Consider the following 14,066-nt stretch of genomic DNA (forward strand, 5'->3'; position numbering starts at 1 on the left):
TGGCAAGCAGCACGCACAGGATGTTGCGCAAAGGGTTCTCCTTGGAGGATGGAATTTAAACAGGCGCGATCTTAGTCCGGTTCCAGGCCACGCCGGTAACAGGCTTGCCGTGAAAAAGCCTGCATGCAGCCGGGGCTCCATGCAGGCTTTGCAGGCCGAGCCGTTGCGGGTCAGGCGTAGTCGCTCACCGGGATGCAGTTGCAGCTCAAATTGCGGTCACCCCATACGTTGTCCACGCGGCCCACGGGCGACCAGTACTTGTTGCTGCGCAGGGCTGCCACGGGGTAGGCTGCGGCTTCGCGGGCGTAGGGGCGGGCCCATTCGTTGCCCAGCAGGCTCTCGGCTGTATGCGGCGCATTCTTGAGCGGGTTGTTGTCCTGCGGCCAGGCGCCCGCTTCGATCTGGCGGATCTCCTCGCGGATGGCGATCATCGCGTCGATGAAGCGGTCGATCTCGAACAGCGTCTCGCTTTCGGTGGGTTCCACCATCAGCGTGTTGGGCACGGGGAAGCTCAGCGTGGGCGCATGAAAGCCGTAGTCGATCAGACGCTTTGCGACATCCTCGGCCATCACACCGCTGGTGTCTTTGAGGCCGCGCAAGTCCAGGATGCACTCGTGCGCCACATGGCCGTTGGCGCTCGCGTACAGCGTGGGGTAGTGGTCCTTGAGGCGCGCGCTGATGTAGTTGGCGCTCAGGATGGCGGTCTCGGTCGCGGCCTGCAGGCCCTCGGCACCCATCATGCGGCAGTACATCCAGCTGATAGGCAGCACGGCGGCATTGCCCAGGGGCGCGGCCGAGACGGCGCCCACGCCACCGGGCACACCTGCCGTGGCATGGCCCGGCAGATAGGGCACCAGATCGGCCACCACGCACACGGGGCCCACGCCGGGACCGCCACCGCCGTGGGGGATGCAGAAGGTCTTGTGCAGGTTCAGGTGGCTCACGTCGCCGCCGAATTCCCCGGGGGCTGCCACGCCCACCAGGGCGTTCATGTTGGCACCGTCCACGTACACCCGGCCACCGTGCTGGTGCACCAGGGAGCACAGCTCCTTGACCTGGGTTTCGAACACGCCGTGTGTGCTGGGGTAGGTGATCATCACGGCGGCCAGATTGGCGCTGTGCTGTTCGCATTTGGCTTGCAGGTCGGCCATGTCCACATTGCCGTTGGCGTCGCAGGCGGTCACCACCACCTGCATGCCCACCATTTGCGCGCTGGCCGGGTTGGTACCGTGTGCGCTGCTGGGGATCAGGCAGATGTTGCGGTGGCCGTGGCCCTGGGCCTCGTGGTAGGCCTTGATGGCCAGCAGGCCTGCGTATTCACCCTGGCTGCCAGCGTTGGGTTGCAGGCTGATGCCGGCGTAGCCCGTGGCCTGGCACAGCCAGGCGCGCAGCTGTTCGTCCAGTTCCTGGTAGCCCTGTAGCTGGTCGGCGGGAGCAAACGGGTGCACGTTGGCAAATTCGGGCCAGGTGATGGGGATCATCTCGCTCGTGGCGTTGAGCTTCATGGTGCAGCTGCCCAGCGGAATCATGCTGCGGTCCAGCGCCAGGTCCTTGTCGGACAGCTGGCGGATGTAGCGCAGCATGCCGGTCTCGGAATGGTGGGTGTTGAACACCGGGTGCGTAAGGTAGCTGCTGGTGCGGCGCAGCTCGGCGGGAATCAATGGCTCCACGCCTTTTTCGAATGCGTCAAATGTGGGCAGCGCCTGGCCATCTTTGGCGAAAACCTTCCACAGCAACTCGATGTCGGCGCGCGTGGTGGTCTCGTCCAACGAGATGCACAGGTGGTTTTCGAAGTAAATTCGCAGGTTGGCGCCCATCTGTACTGCGCGAGCAGCTATGGATTTGGTAGCGCCATCGGTTTTGAGCGACAACGTGTCGAAGCAAGCCTGGGGGCGCACCGGCGCGCCCAGCTGGGTGAGCCCCTTGGCCAGGATGGCGGTGTAGCTGGCCACACGCTGTGCAATGCGCTTGAGGCCTTGGGGTCCGTGGTAGACGGCGTACATGCTGGCAATCACGGCGGGCAGCACCTGCGCAGTGCAGATGTTAGACGTGGCCTTTTCGCGGCGGATGTGCTGTTCGCGCGTCTGCAGGGCCAGGCGGTAGGCGGGCTTGCCATGCACATCCACGCTCACGCCCACCAGGCGGCCGGGCAGGCTGCGCTTGAACTCGTCGCGGCAGGCCATGTAGGCGGCGTGCGGACCACCGGCGCCCATGGGCATGCCAAATCGCTGGGTGGTGCCCACCACAATGTCGGCGCCCCACTCGCCGGGTGCGGTGATCAGCGTGAGGGCCAGCAGGTCGGCCGCTGCGATGAAGGCGGCCTGTTTGGCGTGGGCCTTCTTCACATCGGCGCGCAGGTCGTCAATGCGGCCGCTGGTGGCGGGGTACTGGGCCAGCACGGCGAAATACTCGCCATTCAGCGCGGCATCCCATTCAGCGGCGGAATTGGCCAGCACCACGTCGATGCCCAGGGGCTTGGCGCGGGTCTGGATCACTTCGATGGTTTGCGGGTGGGCGTCGCCGGCCACCACAAACACATTGCTTTTGCTCTTGACCGAGCGCTTGGCCAGTGTCATGGCCTCGGCGGCGGCGGTGGCCTCGTCCAGCATCGATGCATTGGCAATCGGCATGCCGGTCAGGTCGCACACCATGGTCTGGAAATTGACCAGCGCCTCCATGCGGCCTTGCGAGATCTCGGCCTGGTAGGGCGTGTAGGCCGTGTACCAGGCGGGGTTCTCCAGGATGTTGCGCAGGATGACGCCCGGAGTGTGCGTGCCGTAGTAGCCCTGGCCGATGAAGCTCTTCAAGACCTGGTTCTTCGATGCAATCGCCTTGAGCTCGGCCAGCGCCGCCGCTTCCGTGATCGGCAGGGGCAGGTCCATCGCGGTGCTGCGTGCGATGGAGCGCGGCACGATGCTTTCGATGAGTGCGCGGCGCGAGGCCTCGCCAATCACCGACAGCATGTGTGCTTCGTCGGCCGCGTCGATGCCGATGTGGCGGGGCAGGAATTCGGTGGCGTTTTCAAGCTCGCCAAGCGGCAAGGCGGATTGCATCAACATGGTGGGGCAGTCTCGAAGAGGGAATCAGGGTCAGGCGTTCTTGGCGAAGTCGGCGTAGGTGGCTTCATCCAGCAGCGCATCGAGCTGGCTGGCATCGCTGAGCTTGACCTTGAAGAACCAGCCGGCATTGAGCGGGTCGGAGTTGGCCAGCGAAGGGTCGGCACGCAGGGCTTCGTTCACTTCGGTGATTTCGCCAGAGACGGGCATGTACACGTCGGCGGCGGCTTTCACGGACTCCACCACACCGGCGACATCGCCCTGGGCAAAGGTCTTGCCCACTTCGGGCAGGTCCACAAACACCACATCGCCCAGCGCGTCTTGCGCGTGGACGGTGATGCCGACCACAGCTGCATTGGCGTCAGCGGCGTTGATCCATTCGTGGTCTTTGGAGAATTTGACGGTCATGGGAAGGCTCCTCAAGCAACTAGAAAAATGAAAGGAATCTGCAATGTAGCGGGCGCAGGCGCGGTCTGTGCGCTGCGCCCGGCGAAATCAGCCACGGAAATAGTTGGCAGGCACAAAGGGCATTGCACGCACTTCCATCGGCACAGCCTTGCCACGCACGATGGCGTTCACACGCGTGCCCACGGCGGCGAAGGCGGGTGCGACATAGCCCATGGCCACGGGCTCGTTCACCGTAGGGCCCAGCAGGCCGCTGGTCACTTCGCCGATCTTCCGGCCATCGGTGCTTTGCAATTCGGTGTGTTCGCGCACAGGTACACGCTCCAGCGCCACCAGGCCCACACGTTTGCGCTGCAGGTTGGCGGGGTTGTCGATCTGCGCGAGCACCTTGTCGGCACCGGGGAATCCGCCTGCGCGTGTGCCTCCCGTGCGGCGCACCTTCTGGATGGCCCAGTTGAGTGCCGCTTCGGGCGGCGTGGTGGTGGTGTCGATATCGTTGCCGTACAGGCACAGGCCCGCTTCGAGCCGCAGCGAGTTGCGCGCACCCAGGCCGATGGGTTTGATTTCAGGCTGTGCAAGGAGGGCGCGGGCCAGGGTGTCGGCCTGTGCGGCGGGCACCGAGATCTCGAAGCCGTCTTCGCCCGTGTAGCCGCTGCGGGTCACGAAACACGTGCAGCCCGCAATGGCGAAATCGCCGCCCGTCATGAACACCAGCTTTTCCACGCCGGGCGCCATGCGCGCCAGGGCCGTGACGGCCTGCGGACCCTGCAGCGCGAGCAGGGCATGGTCGGGCATCGGAACCACGTTGCAGCGTTGGCCAATGCGTGCCTGGATGTGGGCGATGTCGCCCACCTTGCAGGCGCCGTTCACGATGACGAAGATCTCGTCGTTGCCCTTGTTGAAGAACATCAGGTCATCAATGATGGTGCCTTCGTCGGTCAGCAGCAGCCCGTAGCGCTGCTTGCCCACGGGCAGGTCGATCACATCCACTGGCATCAGGGTTTCAAACGCCGCTGCGGCGTCAGGGCCGACGAGCTTGAGCTGGCCCATGTGCGAGACATCGAACAATCCTGCCGCGCTGCGCGTGTGCTGGTGCTCAGCCATCAGGCCCGCAGGGTATTGCACGGGCATGGAATAGCCGGCAAACGGCACCATGCGGGCGCCCAGCTCGATGTGCAGGGCGTTCAGGGGCGTGGTGAGCAGGGGCGAGGATGTGGCAGGGGATGACATGGCGGACTCCGGGCAAATAGGGGCCGCGACCACAAAGGTGGCCACGGGATTTGCCCTGCTGTCCGCTTTACCTGAGAGATTCACCGCAGCGCCCTGGCTGGCCATGCGGTTTGCTCCTTCGGTGGATGGCCTCATCACGCGATGCGGTGGACCATCTCTCTCCAGCAAGGGAACGCCCGCATCACTGCGGGCGGTTGCCAGTCCTTTTGCCTGAGCGTTCGGCTGCTGCCTGCGCCTTCGGCGGCCCTTTTGGCAAACGTTGCAAAGGGCTCTCTCCTGACGGGCGCAAGTATATCCGCAGGTACCGTCGGCACCCTCTATTTGATGAAACCGAGCACGTGTGGCAGCCAGGTGGACAGCTGGGGCACGAAGGTCAGCAGCACCAGTACCACGCCATGGGCCCACAGAAACGGCGCCAGCTCGCGCACCAGTTGTGTCATGGGCACGCGCGACACGTTGCAAGTGACGAACAGCAAGCCGCCCACCGGCGGGGTGATCATGCCCAGCGTGAGGTTGTAGATCACGACCATTGCGAAGTGCACCGGGTCGATGCCCAGCTTGAAGGCCACCGGTGCGAGGATGGGCGCGAGCACCATCACGCCAGGCAGCGGCTCGATAAAGATGCCGAACAGCAGCAGGAAGATGTTCACGATGATGAGAAACATCCAGGGCGACAGCTGCATGGAGATCAGCCATTCGGCCATCTGCTGGGGAACGCCTTCAATCGTCAGCACCCAGGCGAAAGATGCGGACAGGCCGATGATGATCAGCACCGAGGCCGAGAGCAGCGCCGAACGCGCCAGGATGTCGGGCAGCGCCTTCCACTGCAGCGTGCGGTACACGAACTTGCCACACAACAGCGCATAGAACACCGCCACCACCGACGCCTCGGTGGGCGTGAACCAGCCTGCGCGCATGCCGCCCAGGATCACCACCGGCAGCAGGATGGCCGGCAGCGCCTTCCAGGTGGTCTGCAGGATATCGGCCAGCGGGGGCATCCTGCCGTCGCCCTTGTAGTTGCGCTTCTTCGATACATGGAAGTTCACCACGCACATTGCCACCGCGATGAGCAGACCCGGCAGCAGGCCCGCCACGAACAGCGCACCCACCGATACCGAATCGTCCTGCAGCGCATAGATGATCATGATGATCGACGGCGGGATGATCGGCCCCACGATGGCCGTGGCCGCCGTGAGGGCCGCTGCATACGAGCGGTCGTAGCCTGCCTTGTCCATCATGCGGATCAGCATGGAGCCTGGCCCGGCAGCATCGGCCAGCGCAGAGCCTGAGATGCCCGAGAAAAAAGTGAGCGACACCACGTTGGTGTAGCCCAGGCCTCCCCGCTTATGCCCCACAAACTGGCCTGCAAACTTGAGCAGCACTTCGGTCAGCGATCCGCCGCTCATCAGCTCGGCCGCGAGGATGAAGAACGGGACGGCCATCAGCGGAAAGCTGTCAATGCCGGTGAAGGTCTCCTTGAGCAGCACCATGAGCGGGTAGCTCTCGGCCAGGATCAGCGTGGCCGCTGTGGCCAGGCCCAGCGCAAACGCCACGGGCACACCGATCGCAAGGAACAGGCAGGCCGAGACGATGAGAATGATCGACGCGCTCATAGGGATGCGCTCGCATTCGCGTCGAAGTGCGCATCAGAAGCGAACTCGCGCCGCAGCACGTATCCGCGCACCACAAACAGGAAATGCGCAATCAGCAGCACCCCGCCGATCAACATGGCGCTGTAGATATAGGCAAACGGGATCTGCGTGACGGCGGTCATCTGGAACATGGTGCGCTGCATGTAAAGCCAGCCATACCAGACCATGAAACCGAAAAATGCGAACAGCAGCGCCGCCACAAAGGCACGAACGGCAATGGCGCCCGCGCGGGGCAGGGCATCCTGAAGGTTCTCGACGGCGATGTGTCCGCCGTAGCGCAGCACCGGGCCCGCACCCAAAAAGGTGAGCCAGATCATCATGTGCCGGGACACTTCCTCGGCCCATTCCAGCGAGTTGTGTGTGGTGTAGCGCATGACCACATTGGTGAAGATGATGATCGACATCGCGGCCAGGAGCAGGATCAGTGCCCACCGGTTGGTGGCAATGAGAAGGCGTTCCAGGGTTTTCATGGGCAGGGGGCTGAATCAACGAAAAAACGCCCGGCGCTGCAGGGGCTGCCGGGCGCGCGGGCGAGGGACTGGACCGTGGGGCGTATCAGCGCACGTCCTGGATCTTCTTGATGTTGTCCGCGCCAAACTCTTTGGCGTAACCCACATAGGCAGGCTTGAGCGCTTCACGGAACGCATTGCCATCGACCACCTTGGTGACCTTCATGCCTTGAGATTCAAGCATGGCGATGCCGTTGTTCTCGTCATCGTTCACCTTCTTGCGCTGGGCGGCACCAGCCGTCTTGGCCGCATCGGTGAAGACCTTCTTGTCAGCATCGCTGAGCTTGTTCCAGACCTTGGGCGAAAGCAGCAGCAGCGCGGGCGAATACACGTGGCCGGTGAGCGACAGGTGTTTCTGCACCTGTGAGAACTTGGAGGAGAGGATCACGGGAATCGGGTTTTCCTGGCCGTCCACAGTGCCTTGCTGCAGGGCGCCGAACAGCTCAGGGAATGCCATGGGCGTGGGCAGGATGCCGAAGGTGCGGTAGCCATCCATGTGCACCTTGTTTTCCATCGTGCGCATCTTCAGGCCGGCCGCATCCGCTGGCTTGACGATATCGCGCTTGCTGTTCGTCATGTGGCGAAAGCCGTTTTCCGTCCAGGCCAGCGCAATGATGCCCTTGCTGGGGAACTTGGTCAGGATGTCCTGGCCGATCGGGCCGTCCATCACTTTGCGAGCGTGGTCGTAGTCGCGAAAGAGGAAGGGAATGTCGACGATCTTGACTTCAGGAACGAAGTTGCCGACCGGGCCGGTGGAGGTGTTCACCAGGTCTTGTGTGCCCAGCTGGATGGCTTCGATCTGCTCGCGTTCTCCGCCCAGGGCCGAATTGGGGAAATGCTGGCACTTGTAGCGCCCCTGCGTGCCCTTTTCGACTTCATCACAGAACACCTTGGCGCCCACGCCGTAGTGGGATTCCGGTGTCGTGGCGTAGCCAATCTTCAACGTGGTGGTCTGTGCGGTCGCGGAGGCGCAGAAGCCAAGGGCCAGTCCCAGAGTGGCGACGAGGGGGTGCAGTTGCATGGTGTCTCCTGTGATTGTGGGTGTCCGCGCCGGATGCAGCGGACGCCGCAGCACCTAGTGGCCGCGTGCTCGCAAAATTATGGCGCTGCAACATGGCACAGGCATCCGGGTTTGTGCTGGTAAGCGTGCTTATTAACTGCGTGGAGATGTGTTCCGTGGTGAGGCCGACCGTATTTTTGGAAGGGCTGGTAGTGGGGGGCAAAGGCGTGCCGCCAGTGAGCCTGGCTTTCGCCCCCTGAATGCCAAGGGCCCCGTGCTGGCGGTAACCAGCCGGGGCCTTGTCAGTTTGTGCACTCCGGTAAGAGCGCCTTGATGGAAGAAGTATGCGCTGCAGGGATGAGATGAATTTGCTGAATTCTCTTTGAAACAGTCAAATGTAAGAATAATTTTCTGAATTTGTAGGAATCAGTGAATAATCCACCTGATGGATCGACTGGATAGAAAAATTCTCGCTGTGCTGCAGGGCAACGCCCGCGCCAGCCTGCAAGAGATCGGGCAGGCCGTGGGCTTGAGCGCGTCACCTTGTTGGGGCCGCATCAAGAAGATGGAAGAGGCGGGTGTGATCCAGGGTTACACCGTGCGCATCAACCCGCAGTCGCTGGACCTGGCCGACACGGTGTTGGTGCAGGTCACGCTCGACAGCCACTCCGACAACACGCTCGAAAAGTTCGGCGAAACGCTGGCCAGCATCCCCGAGGTGATCGAGGCGCACCTGGTGTCGGGCGACTACGACTACCTGCTGCGCATCGTCGTGAAGGACACGCGCGACTACGAGCGCCTGCTGCGTGAGAAGCTCTACAAGATCAAGGGCATCCGGCACAGCCGCTCCAGTTTTGTACTGCGCACGCTCAAGAAGGCGGACCTCCCCCTTTTTGTGGGATGAATTTGATTAAAAATGGCCGTTGGCGCTTGTCTGTAAAGCGCTAATAGCTATCAGTTTAATAGTAACTGCATCAGGTGCCAATTCCAACGCTCAGGCATCAAGGAACACCCGCCGCGTTCTGTCTCTGCGGTTCAGAGGCTGTAGGGCATGCAGATCAACGGCAGAATGGCCCCGCCTTTTGCGCTGGTTTCGGTGGGTTGCACCACCACGGTGCGCAGCCAGAGGGCTTGAAGCGTGCCAGCACGGCCGGAGAACCACCACCATGAACCTGCGTTTTGTCGAAGCCTTTTATTGGGTTGCCTCCCTCAAGAGCGTGACGCGCGCGGCGGAAAAACTCTTTCTGACCCAGTCGGCCATGTCCAGCCGCGTGGCGGCGCTGGAGGAAGAACTCGGTGTGCTGCTGCTGGACCGGCGCGACAAACATTTCAAGCTCACCGTGGCGGGCACCCGGTTTCTCACGTATGCGAAACGCATGCTGGAACTGCAGCGCCAGCTCAAGACCGAGATGGGCTCGGGCGGCCCGCTGGAAGTGTCGATCCGCCTGGGCGCGATTGAGTCGGTGCTCCACTCGTGGCTCATCCCCTGGGTGGAACAACTGCGCAAGGACAACCCGCTGCTGGAGCTGGAGCTCACGGTCGAGTCCACGCCCGTGCTGCTCGACCAGATCCGACGGGGCACGCTGGATGCCGTGTTTGCGGCCCTGCCCGCATCGGCGGACGGTATCCGCAGCCAGGCGCTGACGCCCATGGAAATGGTGTTCGTCGGCAACAGCAAGATCCACCGCAAGCGCCGCTATGCGCCTGAAGACTTTGCCGGCACCGACATCCTGACCTTTCAGCGCGGCTCCCAGCCCCATGTGTACCTGCTGGACACGCTGCGCCAGGCGCAGGTGGAGCCGCGCTGCGTGCACACCATTTCCTCGATCTCCGCCATGGTGCAGCTGGTACAGGGTGGATTTGGTGTGGCCACCCTGCCGCGCCTGGCGGTGGAGCGGATGCTGGCGTTCCCGGATCTGCGCGCGTTGGCCTGCGACATCGTCCTGCGGCCACTGCCCATTCATGTGAGCTACCGCGAGGACCCCTCATCCCCGGCAATGGAGGCGATCGTGCGATCCGCGCTCAGCTTCATCGAGGCACAACCACCGCAGCCCAAGACGCGCAAGGCCCGCGCCTGAGCGCGAGGACCACGCACGCTCCTTTTTTCTGCTGCGCGCACTTCCGTTGCGCTGTCTGCATTTCCGCTTCCGCATTGAGGACTTCGCATTGAAATGCGTGCGGGGTTCCGTGCGACTGCGCTGGTTCAGATGCTCCTTTCAAGGGCCCGGGTTAACCCTTGCAGCAATCACAAGGGTTAACCCTAAGCACCAAGTTGGTTTGCCTCGCCCCAATGAAGTGCATCGAAAAAATCGATGAGCTGAGAGAAATTTTTTGAATTTGCCAGCGCAGTTACACCCCAACACAATCCGTCCAACGTCATGCAATTGACTTTTCTCAATGCAAGGAAATACGGTGGACTTAGCTCAAGAAAATTCGCTCGCGGTGTTTGGCCCTGAGGGCACCAGCAACCCGAACCATGTCCGCGACACCATCCGAAAAGGACTGTGGACATCGCACACCAGCGGTCTCGCAGACGGCCATGTTCAAGGCAACGTGGTCATCCTGCCCGAGGTGCTTGCCAGTGACTTCCTGCGGTTCTGCCAACGCAACCCCAAGCCATGCCCCGTGCTGGCGGTCAGCGAGCCTGGCCAGTTCGCCCTGCCTTCGCTGGGCAAAGGCATCGACATCCGCAGCGATGTGCCGCTGTACCGTGTTTGGCGCCACGGTGAAATGTCGGAGGAGGTGGCGGACATTGCCAGCCTCTGGCGGCCGGACCTGGTCACCTTCATTCTCGGCTGCTCGTTCTCGTTCGAATCGGCGTTGATCGAAGCAGGCATCCGCCTGCGCCACATTGATGAAGGCAAGAACGTGGCCATGTTCCGCACCAACCTGCAGACCGAGCCCGCCGGCCCCTTCGGCGGTGCCATGGTGGTCACCATGCGTCCCATGCCCGCCGCGGAGGTGATCCGTGCCGTGCAAGTCACCTCGCGTTTTCCCAATGTGCATGGAGCCCCTGTGCATATCGGTGACCCCGCCCTGATCGGCATCGCCGATCTGGCCCATCCCGACTACGGGGACGCTGTAGCGCTGATGCCCGGTGAGATCCCTGTTTTCTGGGCCTGCGGCGTGACACCGCAATCGGCCATCTTGAACGCCCAGCCCGCGTTCTGCATCACGCATGCGCCGGGTTGCATGCTGGTCACAGACCTTCTCAACCACCAACTTGCCAGTTTTTAAACAAGGAGCTACCCCATGAAAAAAATTACTTTTGGTCTCTGCGCCGTTGCCTTGGCGGGACTCTCGCAGGCCCAGGTCAAGTGGGATCTGCCGTCCGGCTATGCCGTGAACACCTTCCAGGTGCAGAACCTGCAGCAGTTCGTGCAGGACGTGGACAAGGCGACGGGGGGCAAGCTCAAGATCGCGGTGCATCCCAATGCCTCGCTGTTCAAGGCCAACGAGATCAAGCGCACGGTGCAGTCCGGCCAGGTGGCTTTGGGTGAGTTCATTTTGTCGGGCGCTGCCAACGAGGCGCCCGTCTACGGCGTGGACTCCATTCCGTTCCTGGCGACGAGCTATGCGGACTCCAAGCGCCTGGACCAGGCCTCGCGCCCGCTGCTGGTCAAGACGCTGGGTGCACAGGGCATGAAGCTTTTGTACACCGTGCCATGGCCTGCACAGAGTCTGTACTCGGTCAAGCCCGTCACGGCGTTGAAGGATCTCAAGGGCACGAAGATGCGTGCCTACAACCCAGCCACCTCGTACATCGCCACGGCGGTGGGTGCGCAGCCCGTCACCATCCAGCTGGCGGAGCTGTCCGCAGCATTGGCCACGGGCACGGTGGACAACTTCCTCACCTCCAGCGCCAGTGGTGTGGACAGCAAGCTGTACGAGACCGTGAAGTACTTCTACGGTGTGGCGGCCTGGCTGCCCCGCAATGCCGTGGTGGTGAACCAGAAGGCGTTCGACGCGCTGGACAAGCCCACCCAGGAATCCCTGCTGGCCCAGGCTGCCGTGGCCGAACAACGGGGTTGGGCCATGAGCGAGAAGAAAGACCAGGAATATCTGAAGGAACTGGCAGCCAAGGGCATGCAGGTGGATGTGAGCGCCACGAGCCTGAAGGCAGAGCTCAAGGCCGTCGGTGAGCGCATGACCGCGGACTGGATCAAGACCGCTGGCGATGAGGGCAGGGCTGTCATCGACGCCTACAACAAGAAGTGAGATGGACGTGTCTATCCTGTCTCAAACCCCTTTGGCCGTGGGCGATGCGGCCACGGTGAAGATGCCGCCGCACCTGCTGCGGCGCATGCTGGACGGTGCCTACCTTGCCGCCGGTGCCGTGGGTGCCGCCTGCATTGCGGTCATCTGCGTGCTGATGGTGGTGCAGTCCCTGGGGCGCCAGTTCGGGTTTCCCACTGGCGCCATCAACGACGTGGTGGCCTGGCTGTGCGCGGCGGCGGCTTTTCTCACCATGGCGCATGCCTTCAAGCACGGCGATTTCGTGCGCGTGACGCTGGTGCTGGAAAAGCTCTCGCCCGGCATGCGCCGCAAATACGAAGTGGCCTGCTTGAGCATCGCGGCGCTAGCCATCGGCTACCTGACCTGGTGGGCCTGCATCTTCACCTATGAGAGTTGGCAGTTCCATGAACTGGCCCAGGGGCTGTGGGCGATCCCCATCTGGATCCCGCAACTGAGCTTTGCCTTGGGCTCCCTGCTGTTCTTCGTGGCTGTCATCGATGAATGGTGGATCGTGGTGCGGGGCGGCATTCCTACCTTTGTGCGGCTGGTGGAAGAGCGCCACGCCAAGGGTGACTTTTCTTCGGACCTTTAAGGAGCATCACCATGGACATTCTTTCCATCGGCGCTTTCCTGCTGCTGCTCATGCTCCTCATGCTGTCCGGCGGTGTCTGGATCGCCATGACGCTGGCCATCTGCGGATGGGTCGGCCAGGCCTACTTCACCAACAGCCAGCCCGGGCTGAACCTCTTCTCCGCGTTTTGGGAGAGCAATGCCAGCTGGGAACTGGCCGCGCTGCCCCTGTTCATCTGGATGGGTGAAATCCTGTTTCGCACCCGCTTGAGTGAAGACATGTTCACTGGGCTGGCCCCCTGGCTGGGCAAGGTGCCCGGGCGGCTGTTCCATACCACCATCCTGGGCTGCGGCATTTTCGGCTCGGTCTCGGGCTCGTCGGCAGCCACTTGCGCCACCATTGCCAAGGTCTCGCTGCCTGCGCTCAAGAAACGCGGCTACGACGAGGGCATCGCCATCGGTTCGCTGGCCACCGCCGGTACTCTGGGCATTCTGATTCCCCCGTCCATCACCATGGTGGTGTATGCGGTGGCGGCCGATGCCTCCATCATTCGCATCTTCCTGGCTGGCTTTCTGCCAGGGCTGCTGCTGATGCTGCTGTTCTCCGGCTACATCGCCTGGTGGTCGGTGCGCAACAAGGAACGCATGCCTGTGGACGAACCACCCACCACGTTCCGCGAAAAGCTGCACCTGTCGCGCAACCTGATTCCCTGCGCGCTGCTGATCGTGTTCATCTGCTGGTCCTTGGTGGCCGGCTGGGCGACGGCCACGGAATGTGCTGCGTATGGCGTGGTGGGGGCACTGGCCCTGGCCGCATGGTGCAAGGCCCTGACCTGGCAGAACTTCAAGGAAGGCCTGGCGGGCTCGGCCCGCACCAGCTGCATGATCATGTTCATCCTGGCGGGTGCTGCCTTCTTGACCAAGACCATGGCTTTTACCGGCATCCCACGCGAGCTGGCCGAATGGGTGGACTCCATGCACCTGTCGCCCTATGCGCTGATTGCCTGCCTGGTGGGGGTGTACCTGGTCCTGGGCACCGCGCTGGATGGCATCAGCATGATCGTGCTGACCGCTGCCGTGGTCATGCCCATGATCGAAAAGGCGGGCTTTGATCTCATCTGGTTTGGCATCTTCGTGATCCTGCTGGTGGAGATCGCCGAGGTCACGCCACCTGTGGGCTTCAACCTCTTCGTGCTGCAGAACATGACGGGCAAGGACAGCAACCTCATTGCCAAGGCGGCCATACCGTTCTTCCTGTGCCTGGTGGTCTGCATCGGCCTGATCACGGCCTTCCCGCAGATCGTCACCATCGTCCCTGACCTTGTCATGGGGCAGTCGAAGTAGCCAGCCACCCGGCTTTTCACTGTGCCCTCCAGCGCACCCGGTCTGCGCTGGCGTCCACTTCCCC

Annotated in this window: 12 protein-coding genes and 2 riboswitches; of the genes, 6 read left to right on the forward strand and 6 right to left on the reverse strand. The window is 62.6% G+C overall.

Annotated elements, in window-relative coordinates; all coding sequences use genetic code 11:
* Positions 1-170 precede the first annotated feature (170 nt).
* From gcvP to IB243_RS02145, 6 genes are all read right to left on the reverse strand, one after another.
* Complete coding sequence (gcvP, locus tag IB243_RS02120; protein ID WP_192424659.1) at positions 171-3,059, reverse strand: aminomethyl-transferring glycine dehydrogenase; 2,889 nt, start codon at positions 3,057-3,059, stop codon at positions 171-173.
* 30 nt (positions 3,060-3,089) lie between these two features.
* Positions 3,090-3,464, reverse strand: a complete 375-nt coding sequence (gene gcvH / locus IB243_RS02125; protein WP_010458679.1) for a glycine cleavage system protein GcvH — start codon at positions 3,462-3,464, stop codon at positions 3,090-3,092.
* An 87-nt stretch (positions 3,465-3,551) separates the two neighbouring features.
* A complete protein-coding gene (gene gcvT / locus IB243_RS02130; protein WP_192424661.1) occupies positions 3,552-4,691 on the reverse strand; it encodes a glycine cleavage system aminomethyltransferase GcvT in 1,140 nt (379 codons plus the stop codon).
* A gap of 48 nt (positions 4,692-4,739) precedes the next feature.
* A riboswitch (glycine riboswitch) is annotated at positions 4,740-4,866 on the reverse strand.
* Positions 4,867-4,879: 13 nt separating this feature from the next.
* A riboswitch (glycine riboswitch) is annotated at positions 4,880-4,980 on the reverse strand.
* 28 nt (positions 4,981-5,008) lie between these two features.
* Complete coding sequence (locus tag IB243_RS02135; protein WP_192424662.1) at positions 5,009-6,304, reverse strand: TRAP transporter large permease; 1,296 nt, start codon at positions 6,302-6,304, stop codon at positions 5,009-5,011.
* The gene (locus IB243_RS02140; protein WP_010458684.1) at positions 6,301-6,813 is read right to left on the reverse strand and encodes a TRAP transporter small permease; all 513 of its coding nucleotides are present in this window, start codon (positions 6,811-6,813) and stop codon (positions 6,301-6,303) included. The genes IB243_RS02135 and IB243_RS02140 overlap by 4 nt, the downstream gene beginning before the upstream one ends.
* 85 nt (positions 6,814-6,898) lie before the next feature.
* Positions 6,899-7,873, reverse strand: a complete 975-nt coding sequence (locus IB243_RS02145; protein ID WP_192424664.1) for a TRAP transporter substrate-binding protein — start codon at positions 7,871-7,873, stop codon at positions 6,899-6,901.
* 424 nt (positions 7,874-8,297) lie between these two features.
* Here IB243_RS02145 and IB243_RS02150 point away from each other — a divergent pair, with 424 nt between their 5' ends.
* From IB243_RS02150 to IB243_RS02175, 6 genes are all read left to right on the forward strand, one after another.
* Positions 8,298-8,756 (forward strand): Lrp/AsnC family transcriptional regulator, encoded by a 459-nt coding sequence (locus tag IB243_RS02150; protein ID WP_010458688.1) that lies wholly within the window; start codon positions 8,298-8,300, stop codon positions 8,754-8,756.
* A 262-nt stretch (positions 8,757-9,018) separates the two neighbouring features.
* Positions 9,019-9,930, forward strand: coding sequence for a LysR family transcriptional regulator (locus tag IB243_RS02155; protein WP_057224070.1), 912 nt, complete (start codon positions 9,019-9,021; stop codon positions 9,928-9,930).
* Positions 9,931-10,249: 319 nt separating this feature from the next.
* The gene (locus tag IB243_RS02160; protein WP_081474685.1) at positions 10,250-11,089 is read left to right on the forward strand and encodes a putative hydro-lyase; all 840 of its coding nucleotides are present in this window, start codon (positions 10,250-10,252) and stop codon (positions 11,087-11,089) included.
* Positions 11,090-11,104: 15 nt separating this feature from the next.
* On the forward strand, positions 11,105-12,070 hold the full coding sequence (locus IB243_RS02165; RefSeq protein ID WP_192424666.1) for a TRAP transporter substrate-binding protein: 966 nt from the start codon (positions 11,105-11,107) through the stop codon (positions 12,068-12,070).
* A 61-nt stretch (positions 12,071-12,131) separates the two neighbouring features.
* Positions 12,132-12,680 carry a TRAP transporter small permease gene (locus IB243_RS02170; protein ID WP_192425349.1) on the forward strand — a complete coding sequence of 183 codons (549 nt, stop codon included), beginning with the start codon at positions 12,132-12,134 and terminating at the stop codon, positions 12,678-12,680.
* Positions 12,681-12,691: 11 nt separating this feature from the next.
* Positions 12,692-14,002, forward strand: a complete 1,311-nt coding sequence (locus tag IB243_RS02175) for a TRAP transporter large permease (RefSeq protein WP_192424667.1) — start codon at positions 12,692-12,694, stop codon at positions 14,000-14,002.
* Positions 14,003-14,066: the final 64 nt, after the last annotated feature.

This window comes from Acidovorax sp. ACV01, assembly GCF_014851495.1.
GTDB classification, from domain to species: domain Bacteria; phylum Pseudomonadota; class Gammaproteobacteria; order Burkholderiales; family Burkholderiaceae_C; genus Acidovorax; species Acidovorax radicis.

Coding starts and splice junctions, on each gene's coding strand:
- gcvP (WP_192424659.1), bottom strand. CDS start 3,059: ATGTTGATGCAATCCGCCTTGCCGCTTGGCGAGCTTGAAAACGCCACC.
- gcvH (WP_010458679.1), bottom strand. CDS start 3,464: ATGACCGTCAAATTCTCCAAAGACCACGAATGGATCAACGCCGCTGAC.
- gcvT (WP_192424661.1), bottom strand. CDS start 4,691: ATGTCATCCCCTGCCACATCCTCGCCCCTGCTCACCACGCCCCTGAAC.
- IB243_RS02135 (WP_192424662.1), bottom strand. CDS start 6,304: ATGAGCGCGTCGATCATTCTCATCGTCTCGGCCTGCCTGTTCCTTGCG.
- IB243_RS02140 (WP_010458684.1), bottom strand. CDS start 6,813: ATGAAAACCCTGGAACGCCTTCTCATTGCCACCAACCGGTGGGCACTG.
- IB243_RS02145 (WP_192424664.1), bottom strand. CDS start 7,873: ATGCAACTGCACCCCCTCGTCGCCACTCTGGGACTGGCCCTTGGCTTC.
- IB243_RS02150 (WP_010458688.1), top strand. CDS start 8,298: ATGGATCGACTGGATAGAAAAATTCTCGCTGTGCTGCAGGGCAACGCC.
- IB243_RS02155 (WP_057224070.1), top strand. CDS start 9,019: ATGAACCTGCGTTTTGTCGAAGCCTTTTATTGGGTTGCCTCCCTCAAG.
- IB243_RS02160 (WP_081474685.1), top strand. CDS start 10,250: ATGCAAGGAAATACGGTGGACTTAGCTCAAGAAAATTCGCTCGCGGTG.
- IB243_RS02165 (WP_192424666.1), top strand. CDS start 11,105: ATGAAAAAAATTACTTTTGGTCTCTGCGCCGTTGCCTTGGCGGGACTC.
- IB243_RS02170 (WP_192425349.1), top strand. CDS start 12,132: ATGCCGCCGCACCTGCTGCGGCGCATGCTGGACGGTGCCTACCTTGCC.
- IB243_RS02175 (WP_192424667.1), top strand. CDS start 12,692: ATGGACATTCTTTCCATCGGCGCTTTCCTGCTGCTGCTCATGCTCCTC.